The organism is uncultured Aliiroseovarius sp., from assembly GCF_947492455.1.
Classification (GTDB): domain Bacteria; phylum Pseudomonadota; class Alphaproteobacteria; order Rhodobacterales; family Rhodobacteraceae; genus Aliiroseovarius.
Genome location: NZ_CANLNB010000002.1, coordinates 512,010 through 535,961 on the forward strand (window position 1 = coordinate 512,010; position 23,952 = coordinate 535,961).

The 23,952-nt window shown below is 60.5% G+C and carries 24 protein-coding genes and 1 tRNA gene; 16 read left to right on the forward strand and 9 right to left on the reverse strand.

Annotated elements, in window-relative coordinates:
- The first annotated feature begins 9 nt into the window (after positions 1–9).
- Positions 10–621: a 50S ribosomal protein L9 gene (gene rplI / locus Q0677_RS05905; protein ID WP_298907053.1), complete on the forward strand. Its 612-nt coding sequence runs from the start codon at positions 10–12 to the stop codon at positions 619–621.
- Positions 622–695: 74 nt separating this feature from the next.
- Here rplI and Q0677_RS05910 read toward each other — a convergent pair whose 3' ends face one another.
- Positions 696–1,016: a DUF1992 domain-containing protein gene (locus tag Q0677_RS05910; RefSeq protein WP_298907056.1), complete on the reverse strand. Its 321-nt coding sequence runs from the start codon at positions 1,014–1,016 to the stop codon at positions 696–698.
- A gap of 116 nt (positions 1,017–1,132) precedes the next feature.
- Here Q0677_RS05910 and Q0677_RS05915 point away from each other — a divergent pair, with 116 nt between their 5' ends.
- Positions 1,133–1,618: a lytic transglycosylase domain-containing protein gene (locus Q0677_RS05915; RefSeq protein ID WP_298907059.1), complete on the forward strand. Its 486-nt coding sequence runs from the start codon at positions 1,133–1,135 to the stop codon at positions 1,616–1,618.
- Positions 1,619–1,778: 160 nt separating this feature from the next.
- On the opposite strand, the gene tig is transcribed toward Q0677_RS05915, so the two are convergent.
- From tig to Q0677_RS05930, 3 genes are all read right to left on the reverse strand, one after another.
- Positions 1,779–3,110: a trigger factor gene (gene tig / locus Q0677_RS05920; protein WP_298907062.1), complete on the reverse strand. Its 1,332-nt coding sequence runs from the start codon at positions 3,108–3,110 to the stop codon at positions 1,779–1,781.
- 22 nt (positions 3,111–3,132) lie between these two features.
- Positions 3,133–3,217: transfer RNA gene (locus Q0677_RS05925), tRNA-Leu, on the reverse strand.
- A 169-nt stretch (positions 3,218–3,386) separates the two neighbouring features.
- Entirely contained in the window at positions 3,387–5,033 is a 1,647-nt protein-coding gene (locus Q0677_RS05930; RefSeq protein WP_298907065.1) for an NAD(P)H-hydrate dehydratase, read from the reverse strand.
- Positions 5,034–5,199: 166 nt separating this feature from the next.
- On the opposite strand from Q0677_RS05930, the gene Q0677_RS05935 reads away from it, so the two are divergent.
- On the forward strand, positions 5,200–5,538 hold the full coding sequence (locus Q0677_RS05935; protein ID WP_108856600.1) for a P-II family nitrogen regulator: 339 nt from the start codon (positions 5,200–5,202) through the stop codon (positions 5,536–5,538).
- 35 nt (positions 5,539–5,573) lie between these two features.
- Positions 5,574–6,980 carry a type I glutamate--ammonia ligase gene (glnA, locus tag Q0677_RS05940; protein ID WP_298907071.1) on the forward strand — a complete coding sequence of 469 codons (1,407 nt, stop codon included), beginning with the start codon at positions 5,574–5,576 and terminating at the stop codon, positions 6,978–6,980.
- 160 nt (positions 6,981–7,140) lie between these two features.
- On the opposite strand, the gene Q0677_RS05945 is transcribed toward glnA, so the two are convergent.
- Positions 7,141–7,398 (reverse strand): hypothetical protein, encoded by a 258-nt coding sequence (locus Q0677_RS05945; RefSeq protein ID WP_298907074.1) that lies wholly within the window; start codon positions 7,396–7,398, stop codon positions 7,141–7,143.
- Between the two features lie 139 nt (positions 7,399–7,537).
- Positions 7,538–8,314: a DUF3445 domain-containing protein gene (locus Q0677_RS05950; protein ID WP_298907078.1), complete on the reverse strand. Its 777-nt coding sequence runs from the start codon at positions 8,312–8,314 to the stop codon at positions 7,538–7,540.
- A 235-nt stretch (positions 8,315–8,549) separates the two neighbouring features.
- Here Q0677_RS05950 and Q0677_RS05955 point away from each other — a divergent pair, with 235 nt between their 5' ends.
- The 12 genes from Q0677_RS05955 to Q0677_RS06010 all read left to right on the forward strand — a co-directional run bounded on the left by Q0677_RS05955 (position 8,550) and on the right by Q0677_RS06010 (position 20,224).
- Positions 8,550–9,764, forward strand: a complete 1,215-nt coding sequence (locus Q0677_RS05955; protein ID WP_298907081.1) for a bifunctional alpha/beta hydrolase/OsmC family protein — start codon at positions 8,550–8,552, stop codon at positions 9,762–9,764.
- Positions 9,765–9,855: 91 nt separating this feature from the next.
- Entirely contained in the window at positions 9,856–10,905 is a 1,050-nt protein-coding gene (alr, locus tag Q0677_RS05960) for an alanine racemase (protein WP_298907084.1), read from the forward strand.
- Positions 10,902–11,687 carry an ABC transporter permease gene (locus tag Q0677_RS05965; protein ID WP_298907087.1) on the forward strand — a complete coding sequence of 262 codons (786 nt, stop codon included), beginning with the start codon at positions 10,902–10,904 and terminating at the stop codon, positions 11,685–11,687. The genes alr and Q0677_RS05965 overlap by 4 nt, the downstream gene beginning before the upstream one ends.
- A complete protein-coding gene (locus Q0677_RS05970; protein ID WP_133486469.1) occupies positions 11,684–12,430 on the forward strand; it encodes an ABC transporter ATP-binding protein in 747 nt (248 codons plus the stop codon). Before Q0677_RS05965 ends, Q0677_RS05970 begins: the two co-directional genes overlap by 4 nt.
- 81 nt (positions 12,431–12,511) lie before the next feature.
- Positions 12,512–12,952 (forward strand): paraquat-inducible protein A, encoded by a 441-nt coding sequence (locus tag Q0677_RS05975; RefSeq protein ID WP_298907093.1) that lies wholly within the window; start codon positions 12,512–12,514, stop codon positions 12,950–12,952.
- 55 nt (positions 12,953–13,007) lie between these two features.
- Positions 13,008–14,375, forward strand: coding sequence for a DNA repair protein RadA (gene radA / locus Q0677_RS05980; RefSeq protein WP_298907095.1), 1,368 nt, complete (start codon positions 13,008–13,010; stop codon positions 14,373–14,375).
- 51 nt (positions 14,376–14,426) lie between these two features.
- Complete coding sequence (locus Q0677_RS05985; RefSeq protein WP_133486463.1) at positions 14,427–15,008, forward strand: CvpA family protein; 582 nt, start codon at positions 14,427–14,429, stop codon at positions 15,006–15,008.
- A 174-nt stretch (positions 15,009–15,182) separates the two neighbouring features.
- Positions 15,183–16,634 carry an amidophosphoribosyltransferase gene (gene purF, locus Q0677_RS05990; RefSeq protein WP_133486578.1) on the forward strand — a complete coding sequence of 484 codons (1,452 nt, stop codon included), beginning with the start codon at positions 15,183–15,185 and terminating at the stop codon, positions 16,632–16,634.
- A gap of 38 nt (positions 16,635–16,672) precedes the next feature.
- Entirely contained in the window at positions 16,673–17,326 is a 654-nt protein-coding gene (locus Q0677_RS05995; protein WP_298907100.1) for an SDR family oxidoreductase, read from the forward strand.
- A gap of 131 nt (positions 17,327–17,457) precedes the next feature.
- Entirely contained in the window at positions 17,458–18,255 is a 798-nt protein-coding gene (surE, locus tag Q0677_RS06000; protein ID WP_298907102.1) for a 5'/3'-nucleotidase SurE, read from the forward strand.
- The gene (locus Q0677_RS06005; protein ID WP_298907105.1) at positions 18,252–18,920 is read left to right on the forward strand and encodes a protein-L-isoaspartate(D-aspartate) O-methyltransferase; all 669 of its coding nucleotides are present in this window, start codon (positions 18,252–18,254) and stop codon (positions 18,918–18,920) included. Before surE ends, Q0677_RS06005 begins: the two co-directional genes overlap by 4 nt.
- 122 nt (positions 18,921–19,042) lie before the next feature.
- Entirely contained in the window at positions 19,043–20,224 is a 1,182-nt protein-coding gene (locus Q0677_RS06010) for a LysM peptidoglycan-binding domain-containing M23 family metallopeptidase (protein WP_298907108.1), read from the forward strand.
- Between the two features lie 117 nt (positions 20,225–20,341).
- Here Q0677_RS06010 and der read toward each other — a convergent pair whose 3' ends face one another.
- From der to Q0677_RS06025, 3 genes are all read right to left on the reverse strand, one after another.
- Entirely contained in the window at positions 20,342–21,802 is a 1,461-nt protein-coding gene (der, locus tag Q0677_RS06015; RefSeq protein WP_298907111.1) for a ribosome biogenesis GTPase Der, read from the reverse strand.
- 47 nt (positions 21,803–21,849) lie between these two features.
- On the reverse strand, positions 21,850–23,199 hold the full coding sequence (locus Q0677_RS06020) for a PQQ-binding-like beta-propeller repeat protein (RefSeq protein WP_366940948.1): 1,350 nt from the start codon (positions 23,197–23,199) through the stop codon (positions 21,850–21,852).
- A gap of 61 nt (positions 23,200–23,260) precedes the next feature.
- Positions 23,261–23,899, reverse strand: coding sequence for a tetratricopeptide repeat protein (locus tag Q0677_RS06025; protein ID WP_298907114.1), 639 nt, complete (start codon positions 23,897–23,899; stop codon positions 23,261–23,263).
- Between the last annotated feature and the right edge of the window lie 53 nt (positions 23,900–23,952).

The following is a 23,952-nucleotide window of genomic DNA, read 5'->3' on the forward strand; positions in this document are numbered from 1 at the left end:
ATCTGATCAATGCAAGTTATCCTTCTGGAACGTGTGGCCAAGCTGGGCCAAATGGGCGACGTCGTTGACGTAAAGCCCGGTTACGCACGCAACTTCCTGCTGCCCCAGGGCAAAGCCCTGTCGGCTTCGGACGCCAACATCGCGTCGTTTGAAGCTCAGAAAGCGCAACTGGAAGCCCGCAACCTGGAAACCAAGAAAGAAGCAGAAGCTCTGGCTGAAAAGCTGGGCGGCGAGCAGTTCATCGTGATTCGCTCGGCTTCGGACGCTGGCGCTCTGTACGGCTCGGTCACCACCCGTGACGCCGCCGACGTTGCGACCGCTGGTGGTTTCTCGGTCGACAAAAAGCAGGTTATCCTGACCGCTCCGATCAAGGACCTGGGTCTGCACACCGTCACCGTACGTCTGCACCCGGAAGTCGAAACCGAGATTGCCCTGAACGTGGCACGCTCGGAAGAAGAAGCCGAACTGCAGGCTTCGGGCAAATCGATCCAGGAACTGGCCGCTGAAGCAGAAGCTGAAGCCGAGTTCGAGATCGCCGAGCTGTTCGACGACATCGGTGCTGCTGCATCGGACGACGACGAAGCTCCTGCCGCAGCAGAAGAAGCTTCGGACGAAGAGTAATCTTCTGTCGACACAAGATCAGAAAGGCCGCTCGATTGAGCGGCCTTTTTCTTTTGTACTAATCCGGTAAGTTCCTAGGAGGTGCGATAGAACTTGCGGCGTGCTTCCTGTTCGATCGACAGGCGCATCTCCAGATCCGCCAGTTTTCGCATTACAGCTTTCTTTTCAGTTTCGTCTTTGGTTTGACCCAACACCTTCAATTGCGCATCAATCGCCTTCTTCAGCTCAATCTCGCGTGGCAGCACGCCCGCTTCGGCCATGATCCCCATGCCCGCAGACACGACATCGCCGCCCTGTCGATCTGGCAGAGGCTTCCCCTGCCCTTTCAGATCATCCAGCTGCCCTTGGGCTTTCGCTTTCTGGATTTGGTGTTCGGCCAAGTCACGCCATTTCATATCTGATTTCCCGATCAATGCATTGGTCTACCGTATATATAGGCACAAATCGGCGACTTTTTAACGCGGAGGCTACAGCCTTTTCCTGCTGACAATTCTGCCCCTATAGTTATTGCATGAGAAAGTTTTCGCGCCGCACCGCCCTCGTCCTATTTGCTGCAACCGCCCTGACCGCCTGTGGCCGCCGATCAAGACGACGTACCCAGCCTACGGACGGTTTCAACCCACCCCTCTACCCCAACGAAACGCCCGAATTGCGTGTCCTGATCAACAAATGGGCTGACCACTATCAGATCCCGCGCGAGCTGGTGCATCGTCAGGCCGTACGCGAAAGCACACACCGTCCCGAGGCGCGCAACGGACCCTATTGGGGGCTTTTACAGATCCTGCCCCAAACCGCCCGCACGATGGGCCATCGCGGCCCGGCCGAGGAGCTGTTGGATCCGGATGTAAACCTGAAATACGCCGGTAAATATCTGCGTGGGGCCTATATTGTGTCAGGCGGAGATATCGAGGAGGCGATGGGCTGGTATGCGCGTGGATATTACTATGAGGCCAAGCGATTGGGTCTGCTGGTCGAAACAGGGCTGCGCCCGGGATAGGGCTGCTGGTGGCTCACTTCGTGAGCCTATAGGGGCGTTGCCCCTCGGCCACTCGAGTTCGAGCGGCCTCACCCCAGGATATTTTCAGCAAGAAAATGCGCTAAGAAACGAAAAAGGCCGCCCCAATCGGAGCGGCCTTCTTGAATTCTGTCGGTAAGACTTATTCGTCTTCCAGAGCCTCAACGGCTTTCTGCAGGTCGTCTTTCGAGACTTCTTTTTCCGAAACTTCGGCCAGTTCGACAATGTAGTCGACAACCTTGTCTTCGAAGATCGGTGCCTGCAGCTGCTGACGCATCTGCGGGTTCTGCTGAACGAATTCAAAGAACTGACGTTCCTGACCCGGGTACTGACGGGCTTGGTTCATCACAGCCTGAGTCATCTCGGCGTCGGTGACTTCGATCTCGTTTTTCTGGCCCAATTCGGCCAGCAGCAGACCAAGGCGCACGCGGCGACCGGCCAGAGCTTTGTGCTCGTCGGTGGCTTCGATTTCCGGGTGATCGTGGCCCTGCACGTCCGGGTTTTCTTCGTGCCACAGCTGGTGTGCGATCTGACCAGCTTCGGCATCCAGCAGCGACGGCGGCAGGTCGAAATCAACCAGCTTGTCCAGCTCGTCCAGCAGGGTACGTTTCATAACGGCACGGGCTGCACCAGCGAATTCTGCTTCCAGACGCTCGCTGATCTGCTCTTTCAGAGCGTTCAGGTCTTCAGCACCGAATTTGGTCGCCAGCTCGTCGTTTACTTCAGCAGCAACGGGCTCTTTCACCTCTTTGATGGTGCATTCGAACACGGCGTCTTTGCCAGCCAGGTTCTCGGCGCCATACTCGGCGGGGAAGGTCACGTTGACCTCTTTTTCTTCGCCGGCTTTCACGCCAACCAGCTGCTCTTCAAAACCGGGGATGAACGAGCCCGAACCCAGAACCAGCGGGTAATCCTCAGCAGCACCACCTTCGAAGGCTTCGCCGTCAACTTTGCCCAGGAAGTCGATCACAACCTGGTCGCCGTCTTTCGACTTGGTGCCTTTTTTGCGGTCTTTGAAGTCCTGAGCGGTCTCGGCCAGGTTGGCCAGCGCTTCGTCAACTTCGCCTTCACCGGCTTTGACAACCAGCTTCTCCAGCTTGATGCCTTTCAGATCAACCTCGGGGATCTCGGGCAGAGCTTCGTACGACATTTCGATTTCAACGTCGTCGCCTTCTTTCCAGTCCTCGTTGGTCATCTTCACGTCAGGCTGCATGGCCGGACGGTCACCCGATTCCTCGAAGTGCTTGTTCATGGCGCCATCGACAGCTTCCTGCATGGCTTCGCCCATCAGGCGCTGACCAAACTGCTTTTTCAGCAGAGCCATCGGCACTTTGCCTTTACGGAAGCCTTTCATTTCGACTTCGGGCTGCGCTTCGACCAGCTTTTCGTTGACTTTGGCGTCCAGATCAGCGGCCGGAACCACGATCTTGTAGCCGCGTTTCAGACCTTCGTTCAGGGTCTCGGTGACCTGCATCGTCTCGTCCTTCTTTCAATCTTGGTGCGGGTGGAGGGACTTGAACCCCCACGCCTTGCGGCGCCAGAACCTAAATCTGGTGCGTCTACCAATTTCGCCACACCCGCTAAAACCGAGGACGGCCCGCGTTTTCAGGACGGGGCCGTCCAAATTCGCGTCCTTCTAGCACCAGTGCGCAGCGGATGCGAGAGGAAAAGCGCCCTTATCCGGCTGGAGTTTGCCCAATTTTTTGCTCTTTCGGCGGGGATGCAGGGCGTGAGCCTCAGAATCAGGCGCTCACGCCCCCAATTTGCGGAACACGGCGGGCAATTGCTCGGGCAGATCCTCAGCAATCAGGCCCGGCCCGAATTCCAGTGCGCATTCCACATGCAACCACGCGGCGGTTTCCGCGGCTTGCATTGGCGAGAATCCCCGCGCGAGCAATCCGGTGATGAAACCCGCCAACACGTCGCCCGATCCAGCGGTGGCCAGCCACGGTGCGGAGCGGTTGTAGTGTGCTGCATGAACCGAACAAAGCCCGCTGGGATGTGCGATTACGGTATCGGGTCCCTTGAAGAGCACGACGCACCCTGCCCGCGCAGCTGCTTCTCGGGCGGCCTCAACCTTTGAGTAGGCCGGGCCCGTCTTGCTAACCGCTTTCATTTTCTTAGCGATGTCAGGAAACAGTCGCTCGAACTCTCCCGCATGTGGGGTGATTACGCAGGATGCATTCAACATTTCAAAAAGCGCAGACGGCTTTCCCTTAAATGCACTGAGAGCATCAGCGTCGAGCACTGTCGCACGCTCAACTGCCAAGGCTGTTGGCACGAGTTCCTTTGCGCGATCCAGACCCAATCCGGGACCAAGGCACAGTGCATTGAGCCGCTTATCGGACAACATAGTATCAAGAGTTGCTGCATCGCCGACAGGCGACAACATGATCGCATCAAGTCTCGCGGCATTTTCCTGTAGCGCACCGGGCGTGGGCGCAACAGTCACCAGCCCTGCTCCGATGCGCAATGCGCCGCGCGCCGCAAGCCGCGCAGCGCCCCCCTTACCGGTTGATCCCGACAGGATCAGAGCATGGCCGCTGTTGAATTTGTTCAGGTCGACCCGTTTTCGTAAGGATCCCCTAGGACCTCCCCCAGCATAGTCATGTCCTGACGCATCCGGCGCCACAACTTCTCGCACGTATTCTCGAGATTTAATCGGGTCGATCGCTTGCGTCGAACGACCCTGGGCCGCATTCGATACGCGTTCGGCCAACCCAATATCGACCACACGAACTTTACCGCACTGCACAGGACCATCCTGAAGGACATGACCCACCTTCTTGGTCTGGAATGTGACTGTCAGCGCGGCAATCGGCACATAGATGCCCGCTGCACCTGCTGCCCTCTGAAGAGCACGCCCTGAATCGAGGCACAGACCCGAGGGGCAATCGACCGCGACAATCGGACCAACCGGCACAATGGGCCCTTTCAGGCCAAACAGGCGTCGTTGGATGTCAAACGCCTCATCTTCCAAAGGGCGTCCTATCCCAGTGCCAAACAAGGCGTCTACATAAAGAACACCTGCATGTCGTTTAGTGTCACAGGCTTTTGGCGACAAAGGGAGTGTCTCACCAACCTTATCCCACCGCTCATAATTCACCCGGGCGTCCGGCGGCAGCTTCTCAGCATCCCCATACAGGAACACTTCGACCTCCCAGCCCCATTCTTTCAACAGCCGCGCGACCACAAACCCGTCACCGCCATTATTCCCCGGCCCGCACAGTACCACTGCTTTGTGAGAGGTCTTTGCCAGCTCTGGCCATTCCTCGAATATGGCCTCGACCACGCCCCGGCCCGCGCGTTCCATCAGCTCCAGCCCGGTGACCTCGCCCGACTCGATTGCGGCCGTCTCGATGGCGCGCATTTGGGCAGCGGTTAGCAATTCACTCATCTCAATCTTCTCACTCTGCTCAAACTTCGCGCGCTCTGCTTAATTTTTAGGCACATGCTTAGTTTTTCACACCACGCGTGCGCTACCACCACCCTAGCCAATTGCCCCTCGCCAAGGAAAGTGGTCAGTGAAGCCCAACACGATGTTTCGAACCGGGGGGCTATCCATGAAAAAGATCGAAGCCATCATCAAGCCGTTCAAGCTGGATGAAGTAAAGGAAGCGCTGCAGGACATTGGTGTGCAGGGTCTGTCGGTGATAGAAGTGAAGGGCTTTGGCCGTCAGAAAGGTCATACCGAGCTGTATCGCGGCGCCGAATATGTGGTCGACTTCCTGCCCAAGGTGAAGATCGAGATCGTTCTGGCCGACGATCAGGTGGATGAAGCCGTTGAGGCCATCATCGACGCCGCCAAGACCGACAAGATCGGCGACGGCAAGATCTTTGTCAGCCCCGTTGAACAAGCCATTCGCATCCGCACCGGTGAATCCGGTGACGATGCACTCTGAACCTAACGAATACACACGAACCAAAGGATACTGATATGAGCGCACAAGACGTACTCAAGCAGATCAAAGATGAAGACATCGCCTATGTCGACATCCGTTTCACCGACGTACGCGGCAAGCTGCAGCACGTGACCGTGGACTGTGACCTGGTCGACGAAGACTTCCTGGAAGAAGGCTTTATGTTTGACGGCTCGTCGATTGCCGGCTGGAAGTCGATCGAAAGCTCGGACATGAAACTGATGCCCGACACCGACAGCGCCTATGTCGACCCTTTCTATGCAGAAAAAACTCTGTGCGTGCACTGCTCGATCGTCGAGCCTGACACCGGCGAGAAATACGGTCGCGACCCGCGCGGCACCGCCGAGAAAGCTGAAGCTTACCTGAAGTCCTCGGGCATTGGTGACGTGGCTTACATGGGCCCGGAAGCTGAATTCTTCCTGTTCGACGACGTTCGTTTCTCGAACACCATGAACAAAGTATCGTTCGAAGTGGACGCTGTAGACGCCGCTTGGAACACCGACGCTGAATACGAAATGGGCAACACCGGCCATCGTCCGGGCGTCAAAGGCGGTTACTTCCCCGTGAACCCGATTGACGACGCACAAGACCTGCGTTCGGAAATGCTGACCACGATGAAGAACATCGGCATGAAGACCGACAAGCACCACCACGAAGTGGCCTCGTGCCAGCACGAGCTGGGTCTGATCTTCGACAGCCTGACCAAACAGGCCGACGAGCTGCAGAAATACAAGTATATCATCCACAACGTGGCGCATGCTTACGGCAAAACGGCAACCTTCATGCCCAAGCCGATCGCAGGCGACAACGGCACCGGCATGCACGTGAACATGTCGATCTGGAAAGACGGCAAGCCGCTTTTCGCTGGCGACAAATACGCTGACCTGAGCCAAGAAGCTCTGTGGTTCATCGGCGGCATCCTGAAGCACGCCAAGACCCTGAACGCTTTCACCAACCCGTCAACCAACTCGTACAAGCGTCTGATCCCGGGCTTTGAAGCCCCCGTTCTGCGCGCCTACTCGGCCTCGAACCGTTCGGGCTGCGTGCGTATTCCGTGGACCGAAAGCCCGAAAGCCAAGCGCGTTGAGGCTCGCTTCCCCGATCCGGCAGCGAACCCCTACCTGTGCTTCGCCGCCCTGCTGATGGCTGGCCTTGACGGCATCAAGAACAAGATCGATCCGGGCCCCGCACAGGACAAAAACCTGTACGACCTGCCGCCAGAAGAGCTGGAAGGCATCCCGACTGTTTGCGCATCGCTGCGTGAAGCTCTGGAAAGCCTGGAAGCCGACAACGACTTCCTGACCGCTGGCGACGTGTTCACCAAAGACCAGATCCAGGGTTACATCGACCTGAAATGGGAAGAGGTCTACGCCTACGAGCACACCCCGCACCCGGTAGAATACCAGCTGTACTACAGCTGCTAATCACATCACATATTTGGAGAAGGGCACCGTTTTCGGTGCCCTTTTTCGTTCACCAAGCTTTGACGGAATCAAGACCACAAAAAAGGCGCCAGATCCGGCGCCTTCTTCACTTTGGTCTCGATATTCGAAACCGTATTATTGGTTGGGATTAACCGCTCGCTCAGACGCGGTTATGCGCCGCGTTATACTGGCGATGCCCTTCCTGAAAGCAAATTGCATCACCTTCGGCTTTCGTCATACCCGCGGGAACGGCAATCGCTTCATCCCACTGCACACGGTCACGGGTATACAGCTGACAGGTCACAACACCCTGTTCGGTCTTCACTTGCACCGGGTTGCTTTCATACGCCGATTTGTCGACACAGCCTGCCATCACACCGGTGGCCGCAATTGCCATCACCAAAGTAAGTTTCTTCATAATTTTTTCCCGCTCCATGTTCACTCGCGATATCTGCCCGTCGGGCACATCTAGCTTTAAGCCACAAAATTTGTCTAAACTATGAATATTAGCGCGCAAAATTCAGTAAAACTGCGCTTATTTGCCCAAAGAACGCTGATCATTCACGTTCCGGCAGTGTGATCCCCAACGCGTCCAACCTTTGCTGTGCCACCACATAGGTATGGATCGAGAAGATCACCGCACCCGTTTTCGCAAGTCGCTTCATGCTCTGCCGCTCGACTCGCAACCAATTGGGGCCGCTCGCGTCATAGCTTCTACGCTCCTCTTCCCGACGCGGCTGATGCAGCTCGGGATCGTTATAGAACAGGTAATTCGCCCGCCACATTGGGCGCGCGACCTGAATGCCATCAAACAGGCGTTGAACCCGCCGGGCAATTTCCGGGGTGTAGGCATCAACAGGTATGTGTATTTTCACCAATGGTTTCAGAAACTTCTGCTCAAGCGACCAACTGGCTGGAAAACAAAGGATGGCACCTGTCATCACATGCTCATCGCCCTGTTTTTGCATGATGACAAAGTCTTCCTGCACCAGCGCGCCCGCTGTTAAAAGCGGCTGAGACCAGTCCAACGGCACCAAACGCCCATCTGGGCAGCGCACCGCGTCTGCTTGCACCTCGAAGTCCTCTTTGTCCGAGAGCTCCGTAAGCACATTTTCAAGCAGTTCTTCCGCCGCAGCGCGCGCGCCATCGGACAGTTTATGAACGATCTGCCTATGTTCGCGCATCAAAGACAGCCTGTGCGCCATTTGCGCGTCATACGCATCGTCAACCAACAGCCAGTCTCCGGGCGCGACCGGATTCAACCCCGGAAGCCGCGCGGTCTTGGGATCTGCCCAGGGCAGAATCGGTAGCTCGTTTTGACAGATCTCGACCATCTGCATCTCCTGCCGACTGACAGGCCGGACTGTGCGCGGCGCGTCACGGGGGCGCAAGCGCAATCTGCTGCGCCCCTTCACCTGAACCTACGTTTCTTCACCCTTGCGTGAGCTTGCCCCCGCCCCCCTTGCCCCGATGCTCGCCGCACGCCACCTTCGTCCGACCACTTCAATTCCGTCAGACCGGTCGATATCTGCGCCCGCTTTGGCAATGCCGATCACGACAGGAGCCTCCATGCCGACCGAAAAGTTCACCTTCCCCGGACATTCCGGTCACGATCTGGCCGCGCGTTTGGACCTGCCGGATGGCCCACATCTGGCGACCGCGCTGTTTGCCCATTGCTTCACCTGCGGCAAGGATATCGCGGCTGCGCGTCGGATCTCGGCCCGCCTCGCCGCGCTTGGCATCGCCGTCCTGCGGTTTGACTTTACCGGCCTTGGCCACTCTGACGGGGATTTCGAGAACACCAGCTTCACCTCGAACGTGCGCGATTTGGAAAATGCCGCCAAGGCGCTTCGTGACCGCGGCTACCCGCCCGCCCTGTTGATTGGCCACTCGCTTGGCGGGGCGGCTGTGATCAAGGCGGCCTCCCACCTGTCGGACATTCAGGCGGTCGTGACCATCGGCGCGCCTGCCGACCCCTCGCACGTTATCGAGAATTTCGAACACGCTTTGCCCGACATCGCCGCCGATGGGGCAACCGAAGTCTGTTTGGGTGGGCGCCCCTTCCGCATCGGATCAGGCTTCGTGGATGATGTGCGCGAACACCAACTGGACGAGGCGCTGCAATCCCTGAACGCCGCCCTTCTGGTCCTGCACGCCCCGCGCGATCAGATCGTCTCGATCGACAACGCGGCGACGCTCTTCATGGGGGCCAAGCATCCGAAAAGCTTCATTACGCTGGACGATGCCGACCACCTGATCAGCCGGGCAAGTGACGCCGAATACGTGGCCGAGGTGATCGCCACTTGGGCCACGAAATACGTCAACCTCGCTCCGCCCGCCCCGCCCATCGGCGCGCCCGAGGGCATCGTCCGCGTGTCCGAGGCCGACCCACGCGGCTTCCTGCAGGACATCCAGTCCGGCCCGAAACACCACACCGTCGCGGACGAGCCGCTTGCCTATGGTGGCACCAATAAGGGTATGTCCCCTTATGGCTTTCTGTCAGCGGGGCTAGGCGCCTGCACCTCGATGACCATCCGCATGTACGCCCGCCGCAAGGGCTGGCCGCTAGACCATGTCCGGGTCGAGGTGTTCCACGACAAGGTCCACGCCCAAGATGCCGAAACCGGAGCGAAAAACCGGATCGACACCTTCCGGCGTGAAATCCACCTGACGGGCGATCTGGATGCCGATCAACGCCAGCGCCTTCTGGAAATCGCAGACCGCTGCCCGGTGCATCGCACGCTTGAAAACTCCAGCCATATCGAAACCGTGTTGGCCGACTGACACAGCACACTGACGGGCGAAATCCGCGTGCAGGTGCTGCGCGTCCGCTTTTTACCTTGACCCGGGCCACCGCTCCGTCAAAAACCCCTGTATGAGTACGGGCAGACTGACAATTGATCTGGATGCAGTGGTCGCAAACTGGCGGGCGCTGGATGCAAAAAGTGGGGCAGAGGTTCAGACCGCTGCCGTGGTAAAAGCCGACGCCTATGGGCTTGGCGTGGGCAAGGTTGGGCGTGCATTGGCCGCCGCTGGCGCACGGCGCTTCTTTGTGGCCGCCGCCGAAGAAGGGGCCGACCTGCGCGAAGCCCTTGGCCCCGGCCCCGAAATCAGCGTCTTTTCGGGCCATATGTCCGGCGATACCGATATGGTCCACGATCTGGGCCTTGTGCCGATGCTGAACTCGGTCGAACAAGTCACCCGCCATTTGGAAGCGCTCCCCGGCCATCCGTTCGGCATTCAGCTGGACACGGGCATGAACCGCCTGGGGATGGAACCCGCCGAATGGGCCGCCCTGCGTGACATCCTGCTACCGCAAAACCCGCGCCTGATCATGAGCCATCTGGCCTGCGCGGACGAACCGGATCACCCGATGAACCACCAGCAGCTGTCGGCGTTCCACGACATGACCGACGGGGTTCAGGTTCCGCGCAGCCTTGCGGCCACCGGCGGCATCCTTCTGGGGCCGGATTATCACTTCGATCTGACCCGCCCCGGCATCGGCCTCTATGGCGGCTTCCCGTTCGAGGACGCCCAAACCGTTGTCCACCTGGACCTGCCCGTCATCCAAATCCGCGATGTCGCAGAAGGCGAGACCGTGGGCTATTCGAACACCTGGCGCGCCGAACGCCCGTCCCGCGTGGCGACCGTTGCCGCGGGCTATGCCGACGGTCTGAACCGTCACCTGTCGAACCAAGCCGTGATGTTTTTCGAGGACACGCCCTGCCCCATTCTGGGCCGCGTTTCGATGGATATGATCGGGGTAGACGTGACCCATCTGCGCGACACGCCGAAATTCCTGACCATGATGTCGGACCAACAGACCGTTGATGATCTGGCCGAGATCGCGGGCACCATTGGCTATGAGTTCCTGACCCAACTGGGCCACCGCTATCACCGCCACTATGCACGGGGCCGCGCATGAACGCCGTGACCAGACCCTTGGCCACCATTGGCCGCGTGACCCTTGGGTTTCTGGCGCTTGTCGGACGCGTGGCGATCTTTGCGGGCCAATCTATCGCCCATATCGTCCGCCCACCCTTTTACCCGCGCGAGTTTCTGACTGCCGTTCTGAACATCGGTTACTTCAGCTTACCCGTCGTTGGCCTGACCGCGATCTTCACCGGCGCGGCGCTTGCCCTTCAGATCTATTCCGGCGGCCAGCGGTTCTCGGCCGAGGCCGTGGTGCCCCAGATCGTCGCCATCGGTATGGTCCGCGAACTTGGCCCGGTGCTGGTCGGCTTGATGATTGCGGCGCGTGTGACCTCATCCATTGCGGCCGAAATCGCCACGATGAAAGTGACCGAGCAGATTGACGCCCTTGTCACCCTCTCGACCCACCCGATGAAATACCTGACTGCCCCGCGCGTGTTGGCCGCGACGCTGGTCGTACCGCTTCTGGTTGGCATCGGCGACATCATCGGCATCATGGGCGGCTTCATCGTCGGCACCCAACAACTTGGCTTTGCCACCGGCCCCTACCTGAACAACACTTGGAACTTCCTCGAGATGTCCGACATCGTGTCCTCGCTGATCAAGGGCGCGGCCTTTGGTTTTATCGCCGCCGTTATGGGCTGCTATCACGGGATGCGCTCGGGTCGCGGCGCGCAGGGCGTTGGTCGGGCCACCAAAACCTCGGTCGAGGCCGCCGCCGTCCTGATCCTTGCCGCCAACTTCCTTCTCACCAGCTTCTTCTTTGCCACATGATTGAACTGACAAACGTCCATAAAGCCTTTGGCCCGAAGCGTGTTCTGGATGGGGTAGACCTGACCATTAACCGCGGCGAAAGCATGGTGATCATCGGCGGCTCCGGCACCGGGAAATCGGTGCTGTTGAAGTGCATTCTGGGCCTGATGGTGCAGGATCAGGGAACAATCACGCTGGACGGCGAAGACACCTCAAAAGTCGAGCGGGACGCCTTTCTGGCCCGGTTCGGCATGCTCTTTCAGGGCGGCGCACTGTTTGACAGTCTGCCCGTCTGGCAAAACGTCGCCTTCCGCCTGCTGCGCGGGTCGCTGGCGAAACCCAAAGAAGAGGCCCGCGAGATCGCGATCGAGAAACTGCGCCGCGTGGGTCTGACCCCAGATGTGGCCGACCTGTTCCCGGCGGAACTCTCGGGCGGCATGCAAAAACGCGTCGGCCTTGCCCGCGCCATCGCCGCCGAGCCCGAGATCATCTTCTTCGACGAGCCCACCACCGGCCTTGACCCGATCATGTCCGGCGTCATCAACGACCTGATCCGCGAAATCGTCGTCGAAATGGGCGCCACCGCCATGACCATCACCCATGACATGTCATCCGTCCGCGTGATCGCCGACCACGTCGCGATGCTGCACGGGGGCAAGATCCAATGGACCGGCCCCGTTGGCGACATGGACAATTCGGGCGACCCCTACGTGACGCAGTTTATTTCCGGCAGCGCTGAGGGACCGATTGAGGCGGTAAGGTAGCTTTCTTCAGCGGGAAAACCTTTTCATTTCTCCCCGAACACCGGCCTTGCGAAATCGCCTTCGAGGGCTTTCATAGATTCCATGACACTTCGCTATCTCAACCTCGCCCTCCTGATCGCTTTCCCCATCGCATGGTTCGCGCCGCTAATGCATGCGGGCATCAACCTGCCCCTCTTCGGGCTAAAAGAGGTCAGCGTCGTCTCGGGTCTGCAAGCGCTGTGGGACACGGACGTGGTCCTCGCCCTGCTGGTCACTTTCTTCGCCGTCTTCGCGCCGATCCTGAAAGTGCTTGGCCTCGCGCTCATCCAGTTCGGCATGATGCGCCGCCGGATGCTGCCCGCGTTCAACGTCTTGGGCAAACTCGCGATGGCCGATGTCTTTTTGATCGCGCTCTATATCGTGATCGTGAAGGGCGTGGGTTTGGCAAAGATCGAGACCGGCTGGGGTCTTTATCTCTTCACCGCCTGCATCCTGACCTCCATCGCGCTGAGTTTCGCGACGGCGAAACGCCAAAAAGCCTGACGGGACAGCCGCCTAACCCCTTGCGCAGGCGGTCCCAACCGGGCAGAAATTCCGCATGGCAAAAGCACAAAAAACCTTCACCTGTTCGGCCTGCGGGGCCAGCTCCTCGAAATGGTCCGGGCGCTGCGAGGCGTGTGGGGAATGGAACACCATCAGCGAAGAAGCACCGCTGAGCGCGGGGCCAGCCTCGAAATCCTTGGGCGGCAAGCGCGGGGCATCGATTGCCCTGACCGATCTGTCCACAGAAGAGGCCCCTCCCCCCCGCACCGAATGCGGCATGGGAGAGCTGGACCGCGTGCTGGGTGGCGGCTTGGTCCCCGGCTCCGCCATCCTTGTGGGCGGCGATCCCGGCATCGGGAAATCCACCCTGCTTTTGCAGGCTGCCGCGCGCTTCGCACAAGCTGGCCTGCCCACGATCTATGTCTCGGGCGAGGAAGCCTCGGCCCAAGTTCGCATGCGTGCGCAGCGCTTGGGGCTGGCAGATGCGCCCGTCCGGCTGGCCGCCGAAACCAACCTCCGCGACATCATGACGACGCTGGACAATGAACGTCCCGCGCTGGCCATCATCGACTCGATTCAGACCATGTGGGCCGACAATGTGGACAGCGCGCCGGGGTCCGTCAGTCAGGTTCGCGCTGCCGCGCACGAGTTGACGACCTTCGCCAAGAAACGCGGGATTTCCGTCGTTCTGGTGGGCCACGTCACCAAGGAAGGCCAAATCGCTGGCCCGCGCGTGGTCGAACACATGGTCGACACGGTGCTCTATTTCGAAGGCGAGCGCGGGCATCAGTTCCGCATCCTGCGCGCCGTGAAGAACCGGTTTGGCCCAGCGGATGAAATAGGCGTGTTCGAGATGACGGGGGCTGGTCTGTCTGAGGTGGTAAACCCATCCGCCCTGTTCCTGTCCGACCGCGAAGACCCAGCACCCGGGTCCGTGGTCTTCGCAGGCATCGAAGGCACGCGCCCGGTTTTGGTCGAGCTGCAAGCGCTCGTCGCGCCCTCGCCGCACTCGCAACCCCGCCGGTCGGTACTGGGCTGGGACAGCGGGCGCCTTGCCATGATCCTCGCCGTGCTCGAAGCCCGCTGCGGCATCCCGTTTGCCGGGCTCGACGTCTATCTAAACGTCGCCGGCGGCATGAAAATCTCGGAACCTGCAGCCGATCTGGCTGTGGCGGCGGCGCTACTTTCCGCGCGCGAGGACGCCTCGATCCCCAAAGACACTGTGGTTTTTGGCGAAATCAGTCTATCAGGGGCATTGCGGCCCGTTGGACAGACCGAAAACCGGTTGAAAGAAGCCCAAAAACTTGGTTTCACGTCTGCGATAGCGCCAACGCGCAGCAAGACCGGCTCGGGCTCTGGGCTGAACATACAAAAGATGTCGGACCTGACCGGGTTCGTCGGAGACATATTCGGGGCCGGATAGGCCCAACAACAGGGACGGTATCGGGACAATATCCGAACCGAAGTGACGATAATGGAAGGTTTCACGCTGATTGACGGGATCGTGGCAGCGGTCATTCTTATCTCGGCAATTCTGGCATATTCGCGCGGGTTCGTCCGCGAAGGGATGTCGATCCTAGGTTGGGTTGCCGCCGCGGTTCTGGCCTATATCTTTGCCCCGCGCGCCCTGCCGCTGATCAAGGAAATCCCGGTTCTGAAAGACTTCATCGCCGACAGCTGCGAGCTGTCGATGATTGCGGCCTTCGCGGGCGTCTTTGCCTTGGCGCTGGTGGTCGTATCGATCTTCACACCGCTGTTTTCTTCGGCCGTGCAGCGTTCGGCCCTTGGCGGGCTGGACCAGGCGCTTGGCTTCATCTTCGGCGTGCTGCGTGGCCTTGTATTGGTGGCAATCGCGCTGGTGGTCTACGACCGCATCGTGACGACCGATACGATCCCGATGGTGGATGACAGCCGCACTGCCAAAATCTTCGCCCGCACGCAGGATCGCATCAACGAACAGATCCCCGAGGACGCGCCCGGCTGGATCGTCGGCAAATACGAAGAGCTGGTCGGTGCCTGCTCGGGCGGTTTGCCCACCACCGAGACCGGAAACTGATCCCATCACAACGCGCCCCCGGGCGCGTTGTTTCGTTTCAGGGGCTAGAATTAATCGCCCCGGCATTGTGATAGTTTGATGACACGGGCCAACCTCTCCAGTAAGAGAGGCCCAACGCCACGGAATCGGAGACCGCTGCTCATGTCCGACACCTCGCCCGCCTGCCCTTCCACCATGCCATTCGCGCATCCGTTTGATGACGACAAGCTAAAAGAAGAGTGTGGCGTTTTCGGCGTCATCGGCCTGAAAGACGCGGCCAACTTCGTCGCGCTTGGCCTGCACGCCCTGCAACACCGCGGACAAGAAGCAGGCGGCATCGTCTGCCATGACCCGGTTGAAGGCTTCAACTCGGCCCGCCGCTTTGGCTATGTGCGCGACAACTTCACCAAGGCCAGCGTGATGGAGACCCTGCCGGGTCCGCTGTCCATCGGCCATGTGCGCTATTCCACCGCCGGATCGAAAGGCGCCGTCATCCGCGACGTGCAGCCCTTCTTTGGCGAGTTTTCGATGGGTGGCGCTGCGATTGCCCATAACGGCAACATCACCAATGCCGACGCCTTGCGCCGCGAGCTGATCGAGCGCGGCTCGATCTTCCAAAGCTCGTCGGACAGTGAATGCATCATTCACCTGATGGCCCGCTCGCTACAACGCACCATCCCCGAGCGGATGGAAGACGCGCTGCGTCGTGTCGAAGGCGCGTTCTCGGTGGTGGCTATGACCCGCACCAAACTGATGGGTGTGCGCGACCCGCACGGGGTACGTCCGCTGGTTCTGGGCAAGCTGGGCGACGGCTGGGTTCTGTCGTCGGAAACCTGCGCGCTGGACATCATCGGTGCCGAGTTCATCCGCGAGATCGAACCGGGCGAGATGGTCGTCATCACCGACGAGGGCGTCGAAAGCAGCTTCCCGTTCCGCCCGCAGCCCTCGAAGTTCTGCATCTTCGAACACGTCTATTTCTCACGCCCCGACAGCTCGTATGGCGGTCGCTCGGTCTATGAAACCCGCCGTCAGATCGGTGTGGAACTGGCCCGCGAAACACCCGTCGAGGCCGATCTGGTTTGCCCGATCCCGGACAGCGGCGTGCCCTCGGCCATCGGCTATAGCCAAGAAAGCGGCATCCCCTATGCCCTGGGCATCATCCGCAACCAATATATGGGCCGCACCTTCATCGAGCCGACCGAGCAGATCCGCAACATGGGTGTGCGCCTGAAGCTGAACGTGAACCGCGCCCTGATCCGCGGCAAACGTGTGGTTCTGGTCGATGACAGCGTGGTGCGCGGCACCACGACCCGCAAGATCAAAGAAATGCTGCTGGACGCAGGTGCCAAGGAAGTCCACTTCCGCATCGCGTCCCCCCCCACTGCATGGCCTTGCTTCTACGGCGTCGACACCCCCAACCGCGAAAAGCTGCTGGCCGCCCAGATGACCGAAGACGAGATGTGCGAGCATCTGAAGGTCGATAGCCTAAAATTCATCTCGCTCGACGGCCTCTACCGCGCCGTTGGCGAGGCCGAAGGCCGCAACAAAGAGTGCCCGCAATATTGCGACGCGTGTTTCTCGGGTGAATATCCGGTGACGCCTGCGGACCAGATCGAAAAAGGGTTCGAGCTGAAGGCGGCGGAGTAAACTCCGCTAGCGCCTCGAATGCTCCAAGCGAGACATCTATGACCGACACACAGAAAATCGCCCTCGTAACCGGTGCATCGCGTGGCCTTGGCGCCGCCCTCGCGCTGGAGCTGTCCAAAACCCATCACGTTGTGGCCGTGGGCCGCACGACGGGTGCGTTGGAAGAGCTGGATGACAAGATCAAGGCTGCCGGTGGCTCTGCCACGCTGGCGCCGATGGATGTGACCAACAAGGACGCGATGGCGCATCTGTGTCGGTCGATCCATGATCGGTGGGGGCCGATTGATGTCTGGGCGCATACGGCGATTTACGGCCCTGCCCTGATGCCGACCCCTGATCTGGACGACAAGGGCTGGACGCAGGCGTGGAACACGAATGTCGAGGCAACGCGCAACCTGATCTACATGGTCAACGCGCTGATGACCGACGACAGCACCGCGCTGTTCTTTGCAGACGACCATGCGGGCGAGAAGTTCTTTGCAGGCTATGGTGCGACCAAGGCCGCGCAAGTCGCAATGGTGCGCAGCTGGGCGGCTGAGAACGCCAATATCGGCCCGCGTGTGGTCGTGGCAGAACCCAAGCCTTTGGCGACCTCAATGCGCGCACGGTTTTTCCCCGGCGAAGACCGCAGCAAACTGGCCCCGGTCGAAGACGAGGCAAAGCGCATCCTGTCCGAAGCGGACCTCGCCTAAAACTCTGGCCGGATCGCAACGGTTTTCACTTCGTCGCCCTAACACCGCCCGCCGTGCTTGCTGCACCGGCGTCGCTGCCCTATTGAATGGCCAAAGGCCACCAAATCAGGGCTCGGCGGAAAGGGCACACCATGCGCATTCTCATCACCAATGACGACGGGATCAATGCGCCCGGCCTGAAAGTGGCCGAAGCCATCGCACAGCAGGTCGCGCAGGATCTGGCCGGTGAAAAGGCCGAGATCTGGACCGTCGCCCCCGCGTTCGAGCAATCCGGCGTTGGCCACTGCATTTCCTACACCAGCCCCTTTATGATCGCCGAGCTTGCCCCGCGCCGTTTCGCCGCCGAGGGCAGCCCCGCCGACTGTGTGCTGGCCGCGCTTTATGATGTCATGCCCGAACGCCCCGATCTGGTGATTTCTGGCGTGAACCGGGGCAATAACTCGGCCGAAAACGCGCTTTATTCCGGTACGCTGGGCGCCGCGATGGAAGCCGCCCTGCAAGGCCTGCCCGCCATCGCCCTGTCGCAATATATGGGTGTGGGCACCAAGGATCTGGACAGCGTGTTTCAAGCCGCAGCCGCTTACGGCCCCGAGATCGTGCGCAAATTGGTCGAGGCCGGTCCGTGGGACAAGGGCGCGAACTATCCGATCTTCTACAACGTGAACTTCCCGCCGGTCGCCGCCGATCTGGTCAAGGGGATCCGCACCGCGCCGCAAGGCTGGCGCCACGACGCGTTTTTCGGGGCCGAGGCGCATCACAGCCCCTCTGGCCGCAAGTTCCTGTGGATCAAGGGCGGGCCGCAAGCCACCCCGTCCGAGCCGGGCATGGACCTGACGGTGAATCTGGAAGGCTACGTCTCGGTCACCCCGATGCGGGCAGATCTGACCGCGCATGACCATCTGGCCACGCTGGAAGGGCTGTTTGAATGAGCCAAGCCGACGGACAAGCCCCCGCCGCATGGGACGCAGAGCAGAAAATGCAGTTCCTGTTCGCGCTGCGCTCCAAAGGTGTAACAAACCCACGTGTATTGTCGGCCATGGAAGAAATCGATCGCGGCCCCTTTGTGCGCGGCGTCTTTGCCAAGCGTGCCTATGAAGACATGCCCCTGCCGATTACCTGCGGTCAGACGATCTCGCAGCCCTCGGTCGTGGGGCTGATGACGCAGGCGGCAGACATTTCACCCCGTGACAAGGTGCTCGAACTGGGCACCGGGTCCGGCTATCAGGCTGCGATCCTGTCGAAGCTCGCCCGCCGCGTCTATACCATCGACCGCCACCGCCGCCTTGTGGCCGAAGCACGCGAGCTTTTTGAAGCGATGGACCTGCACAACATCACCGCCATCACCGGTGACGGATCGCGCGGGCTGCCCGATCAGGCGCCTTTTGACCGCATCATCGTCACGGCGGCCGCAGAAGACCCGCCCAGTCCGCTCTTGGCGCAGCTGGCGGTTGGCGGTATCATGATCATACCGGTCGGACAGTCTGACGCCGTACAAAGCCTGATCAAGGTCACAAGAACCGAGACAGGATTTGACTATGACGAGCTTCTGCCGGTGCGGTTCGTACCCCTTTTGGAAGGGCTGGGGCGCGAGTGACGATTTTTCCCGCGACGGCGGGGTCCGGTTGGGGTATCCCAGCCACATCATGACAAGGCCCGCAAAAAGGGTCACATGCAGAGCCTGACAAACAGGCCCATGAATTGAGGAAGAGACGAGCAATGCCACTCCACAGCACATTTGCGTGCCTGCCCCCGCATGTCGCGACGCGTCGCGGGGCGAAAACGCGCGCGACACTTCTTTTGGGATCGCTTCTGGCGCTTTCCGCATGCGGGAATTTCGACATGGATTTCCGCGGTCTGGCTGGGGGCGAGCTGTCCACCGCCCAAGCCGCCCAATCCGTCGGCACCGCCCAACGCCCCCAACCCGATAACCGAGGCGTGATTTCCTATCCGGGCTATCAGGTGGCGCTTGCGGGTCGCGGGGACACGGTCGCGGACGTTGCAAGCCGTATCGGCATGAGCCCCGCCGAGCTGGGCCGCTATAACGGTCTAGCACTGGACGCGCCCCTGCGCGAAGGCGAGCTTTTGGCCCTGCCCCGCCGCGTGGCGGAACCTGCAGGCGGTGTGATCAAGCCCGAGGGTGAGATTAACATCACCACGTTGGCGGGCGACGCCATTGACCGCGCGGGCAACTCCCTGGCAACGACGACCACGGCGCCCAAAGTCTCGGGCCAGCAGCCCATCCGCCACCGCGTTGAACGCGGCGAGACCGCGTATTCGATCGCGCGTAACTATGACGTGTCGGTTCGGTCCTTAGCCGATTGGAACGGGCTAGGGTCCAGTCTGACGGTCCGAGAAGGCCAGCACCTGCTGATCCCGATCAAAGTTGCCGCTCCCGTGAAAGAGACACGTATTTCGCAGCCCGGTCAGGGATCATCCACCCCAACACCTCCGTCCGCTGCCGAAGCGCTTCCGAAGGACGAAGTGAAGCGCCCTGCCCCCAAGGCCCCCGAGGCGCCGAAACTGGCAGACACCCGCACCAAGGCCAGCGCAGCCCAGATGTCCCTGCCCGTCGCGGGCAAGGTGACCAGCGCGTTTGACGCCGAGAAAGCGGGATACATCCTGATTTCCGCCAAGCCGGGCGATCCGGTGAACGCTGCGGCTGCCGGCACGGTGCGGCTGGTATCGAAGGACGTCGAAGGGGAAGAGATCGTGGTGATCGACCACGGCAACGGCACCCAGACGGCCTATAGCTTTATCTCTGGCATCACGGTGAAGAAGGGTCAGAAGGTCAACCGTGGGCAGCAAATCGCTGTGGCCACCAAGAACCGCTATAACGCGATCCAGTTCCTTGTGTTCAAAGGCACCGAACCTGTGGATCCGATGCCCTATCTGAACTGACGGGATGAGGGGCTCTGCCCCTCGCCCCTTCGGGGCTCACCCCGGGATATTTGAGACAAGAAAAAGGGGCGCCCGTTTCAGGCGCCCCTTTTCTGTAGCGGTATTCTAGCGCAGAAACTATTCGTCCGCGCGGCCCTTCCCAAGGTGTTTGCGAAGCCGCGAAGGCGTTGATTTCTTGCGGTTTTTATAGGGGTTTTTGTCCCCCTGCCCCCGCATTGTCAGACGGATGGGCGTACCTGGCATATCAAAGTCTTCACGCAGACCATTGATCAGGTAGCGCGAATAGCTGTCGGGCAGTTTATCGGGATGCGAACACATCACGATGAAGCCCGGCGGGCGGGTTTTGGCCTGTGTCATGTAGCGCAGTTTGATGCGGCGGCCGCCCGGTGCGGGGGGCGGGTGGGCTGAAACCATCTCGGCCAGCCAACCGTTCAGATGGGCGGTTTTCACCCGACGGTTCCACACGTCATAGGCGCGCATAACGGCCTCGTGAAGTCGGTCCATCCCCCGGCCCGTCTTGGCCGAGATCGTGATCAACGGTGCGCCGCGCAACTGCGGTAGCAGGCGGTTGAAGGCCTCTAGCAAGCCTTTCAGCTTGGCCTGTTTCTCGGGCTCGACATCCCATTTGTTCACGGCGATGACCACAGCACGGCCTTCGCGTTCGGCCAGGTCCGCGATGCGCAGGTCTTGCTGTTCAAAGGGTATCGCTGCGTCCAGCAGAACCACAACCACTTCGGCGAATTTTACAGCACGCAGGCCGTCAGATACGGACAGCTTTTCAAGCTTCTCTTGCACCTTCGCGCGTTTGCGCATCCCGGCGGTGTCAAAGATCCGGGTCGGCGTTCCGTTCCAGTCGAACTTCAGCGAAATCGAGTCGCGGGTGATCCCAGCTTCGGGTCCGGTTAGCAGCCGTTCTTCGCCGATCAGCTTGTTGATCAATGTCGACTTGCCCGCATTCGGGCGACCAATGACGGCGACCTGAAGCGGCTTGTCACGGGTGGGCAGAACCGGGGCGTCTTCATCGCTGTCGGCGTCGATCTCGACCTCGGTCTCGGGGGCAGATTCAGCCGCGCGGGCTTCAAACTCTTTGGCGATGGGCTCCAGCGCCATCAGAAGTTCGCCCATGCCTTCACCGTGCTCGGCAGACATGCGGACAGGCTCGCCCAGCCCCAGCGAATAGGCCTCGATCACACCTGCATCGGCGGCTTTGCCCTCGGCCTTGTTGGCGGCCAGAATGACATGGGCGTTCTTGCGGCGCAGAATATCGGCGAACACTTCGTCCGCGGGCAAGATCCCGGCGCGACCGTCCACAAGAAACAAGCAGGCGTCGGCCATTTCCACAGCGCGTTCGGTCAGTCGGCGCATCCGGCCCTGAAGGCTTTCATCCGTCGCTTCTTCCAGACCCGCCGTGTCGATCACGGTAAACCGCAGGTTCCCCAACCGGGCCTCGCCTTCGCGCAGGTCGCGGGTTACGCCCGGCTGGTCATCCACCAGCGCAAGACGTTTGCCAACCAGTCGGTTGAACAGGGTGGATTTGCCCACATTCGGGCGCCCCACAATGGCAAGGGTAAAGCTCATATCGGACTCCGGGTCACATCAAGCGCCCCGCATACACGGTTTTTAAGTCAGCGCAAAGCCAGAAGTTTGCCGTCGCGGGCCACCACATAGGCAACACCGTTCACGACGACCGGGCGGGTCGCGGCTCCGCCCGGAAGTGCGACCTGTGCGATCTCGCTGCCATCCTCGGGGTTGAAGCCCCGCATGATCCCATCTGACGACGCGACCCAAAGCTTACCACCGGCCAGAACCGGGCCAAGATTGGCATGAATGCGCTTGAGGCGGCGAATTTTTTCCTTGGTGAAATACGGAAGGCTTGCGCCCCAGATACGTTCGCCGTTCGAGGCGTCCAGACGCACAAGTTCGTTTTCGTCCGAAACCAGGAAGACGGAACCGCCAGTGACCCAGACCGGGCTAACGGCGCCCTCTTTCGCAGTCCACAGGCGTTCACCCGACAGGTTCAGCGCAACAGTGCGCCCAGCCGAGTTGCCAGAATAGATCACACCGTTCTTCACAACGGGTTCGCCAGTGATGTCGCTGACCTGCGTATAGGCACGGCCCACGCGTTCGCCTGCGATGATGCTGGACCACGTGCGCGTTCCGCCTTTCTTGAGAGCGGCCACGATTTCACCCGAGCCAAAGGGAAGCAGAACAACGCGGTCCGTCACAGCAGGCGACGAGACACCGACTACGCCGTCGTTGCTCGGCGTGCCCGTCAAACGCCATTTCACCTTGCCGGTGGCCGCATCCATTGCCCATGCGGTGTTGTCACGGCTGACCACATAAACCAGTCCACCCACGGCTGCCGGGGCCGCCGATCCGGGCGCGTCCATCTGCTGTTGCCACTTAACGTTTCCGGTCGCCGCGTCCAGCGCCGACACGATGCCAAAGCCCGAGGACACAAAGAGCGTGCCGTTCGCATAGGCCAGACCACCGCCCGAGGCATCATCCGAACGATCCGATCCCGGTGTCAGATCCCGAGACCAAACGGTCGCACCTGCTGTCGAGGTCGCGACCACCTGTGCGCGGCTGTCCAGCGTGTAGATCCGCCCATCTGCCACCACGGGTTCCGCCGTGATGCGGTGTTTGCGGTCATTGCCTTGCCCGATCGAGGCGCTCCAGATCAGTTGCGGGTTGGCGGACAGGGCCGCGTGCTGCACCTGATGCGAGGGCGATCCACCCAGATGGGTCCAGCTGGTGTGGTTCACTGTGGCGGGCAAAGTGATGGGGCGCGGGCCGTCCTCTTGTTCGGTTTCGGCGCGGGCAGCAATGGCCGCGTCCGCGGCATCAGCTCCAAGGGTTTGAGGGTTCGGGCTGCGAAGATCCTCGCGCTCGCCCGGCAGGATGTATTCCGGGGTGGAACAGGCTGCCAAAATGCTCATCGAAGTCAGAAGCGCGGCGCTGAATTTGAATTTCACGTTAACCCCCCAAAAAGGACTCTTATAAATTTCATCAAAGGCTTGTGGCAAAACCCGACGATCAGGATGCCTCTGGCGTGCCCCCTAGCGCCACAATCAACTGAGTTGCCCGACGACGCAAGGCTGTCGTGGCCTCATCGTCCAGCAGAAGCGCCTGCAAGCGGCTCATCGCCGCCGCTTCGTCCCCCGCGCGCAGTTCGGCCAGGGCCAAGGCCTCTTCGCCCAGCACACGGTAAGGCGCACCGGCCACGACGACCGGCGCCAGCAGGCTGCGTACCTCGTCCAGCGATCCGGCATCATCCTGCATCTGCGCCAGACGCAGCATTGCCAGATGGCGGAAATGATCGGGCAGCGACGCATCAGCCGCAATCTGCCCCAGCGCATCGGCGGAAACATCGCCACTGTCGCCCGCCAGTAGCAGGTTCAGAATGGCGGTTTGTGTGCCCTCGCCCGCGACACCCTGAAGGGCGGCAATTCTGGCTTGTGGGTCTTCAATGCCTTCCGCTTCCAGAATGGCATCGCCAAACGCCTCGGCTGCGGTCTGCGCGCTGGCTTTGCGCCATTCGTTATAGGCCGCACCGCCCACCACAGCGACCACGGCCACAACCCCGATCCAGCCATAGCGGCGCATCATGCCATACAGCTTGTCCCGGCGAACCTCTTCGCTCACTTCATCAATGAAACTGTCTGTGTCGCTCACGGGTTTGCCTCCGATTTCAGTCGCTTTCTTTTGCCCCAACGAAGCCCCGATGC

Excerpts from the sequence above, each read along its gene's own strand:
- radA (WP_298907095.1), top strand. The coding sequence starts at position 13,008 with ATGGCAAAAGCACAAAAAACCTTCACCTGTTCGGCCTGCGGGGCCAGC.
- Q0677_RS05935 (WP_108856600.1), top strand. The coding sequence starts at position 5,200 with ATGAAAAAGATCGAAGCCATCATCAAGCCGTTCAAGCTGGATGAAGTA.
- alr (WP_298907084.1), top strand. The coding sequence starts at position 9,856 with ATGAGTACGGGCAGACTGACAATTGATCTGGATGCAGTGGTCGCAAAC.
- Q0677_RS05970 (WP_133486469.1), top strand. The coding sequence starts at position 11,684 with ATGATTGAACTGACAAACGTCCATAAAGCCTTTGGCCCGAAGCGTGTT.
- Q0677_RS05945 (WP_298907074.1), bottom strand. The coding sequence starts at position 7,398 with ATGAAGAAACTTACTTTGGTGATGGCAATTGCGGCCACCGGTGTGATG.
- Q0677_RS05965 (WP_298907087.1), top strand. The coding sequence starts at position 10,902 with ATGAACGCCGTGACCAGACCCTTGGCCACCATTGGCCGCGTGACCCTT.
- Q0677_RS05930 (WP_298907065.1), bottom strand. The coding sequence starts at position 5,033 with ATGAGTGAATTGCTAACCGCTGCCCAAATGCGCGCCATCGAGACGGCC.
- Q0677_RS05950 (WP_298907078.1), bottom strand. The coding sequence starts at position 8,314 with ATGGTCGAGATCTGTCAAAACGAGCTACCGATTCTGCCCTGGGCAGAT.
- glnA (WP_298907071.1), top strand. The coding sequence starts at position 5,574 with ATGAGCGCACAAGACGTACTCAAGCAGATCAAAGATGAAGACATCGCC.
- Q0677_RS05910 (WP_298907056.1), bottom strand. The coding sequence starts at position 1,016 with ATGAAATGGCGTGACTTGGCCGAACACCAAATCCAGAAAGCGAAAGCC.
- Q0677_RS05955 (WP_298907081.1), top strand. The coding sequence starts at position 8,550 with ATGCCGACCGAAAAGTTCACCTTCCCCGGACATTCCGGTCACGATCTG.
- rplI (WP_298907053.1), top strand. The coding sequence starts at position 10 with ATGCAAGTTATCCTTCTGGAACGTGTGGCCAAGCTGGGCCAAATGGGC.
- Q0677_RS06005 (WP_298907105.1), top strand. The coding sequence starts at position 18,252 with ATGAGCCAAGCCGACGGACAAGCCCCCGCCGCATGGGACGCAGAGCAG.
- Q0677_RS05975 (WP_298907093.1), top strand. The coding sequence starts at position 12,512 with ATGACACTTCGCTATCTCAACCTCGCCCTCCTGATCGCTTTCCCCATC.
- der (WP_298907111.1), bottom strand. The coding sequence starts at position 21,802 with ATGAGCTTTACCCTTGCCATTGTGGGGCGCCCGAATGTGGGCAAATCC.
- Q0677_RS05995 (WP_298907100.1), top strand. The coding sequence starts at position 16,673 with ATGACCGACACACAGAAAATCGCCCTCGTAACCGGTGCATCGCGTGGC.
- purF (WP_133486578.1), top strand. The coding sequence starts at position 15,183 with ATGCCATTCGCGCATCCGTTTGATGACGACAAGCTAAAAGAAGAGTGT.
- Q0677_RS05985 (WP_133486463.1), top strand. The coding sequence starts at position 14,427 with ATGGAAGGTTTCACGCTGATTGACGGGATCGTGGCAGCGGTCATTCTT.
- tig (WP_298907062.1), bottom strand. The coding sequence starts at position 3,110 with ATGCAGGTCACCGAGACCCTGAACGAAGGTCTGAAACGCGGCTACAAG.
- surE (WP_298907102.1), top strand. The coding sequence starts at position 17,458 with ATGCGCATTCTCATCACCAATGACGACGGGATCAATGCGCCCGGCCTG.
- Q0677_RS06010 (WP_298907108.1), top strand. The coding sequence starts at position 19,043 with ATGCCACTCCACAGCACATTTGCGTGCCTGCCCCCGCATGTCGCGACG.
- Q0677_RS05915 (WP_298907059.1), top strand. The coding sequence starts at position 1,133 with ATGAGAAAGTTTTCGCGCCGCACCGCCCTCGTCCTATTTGCTGCAACC.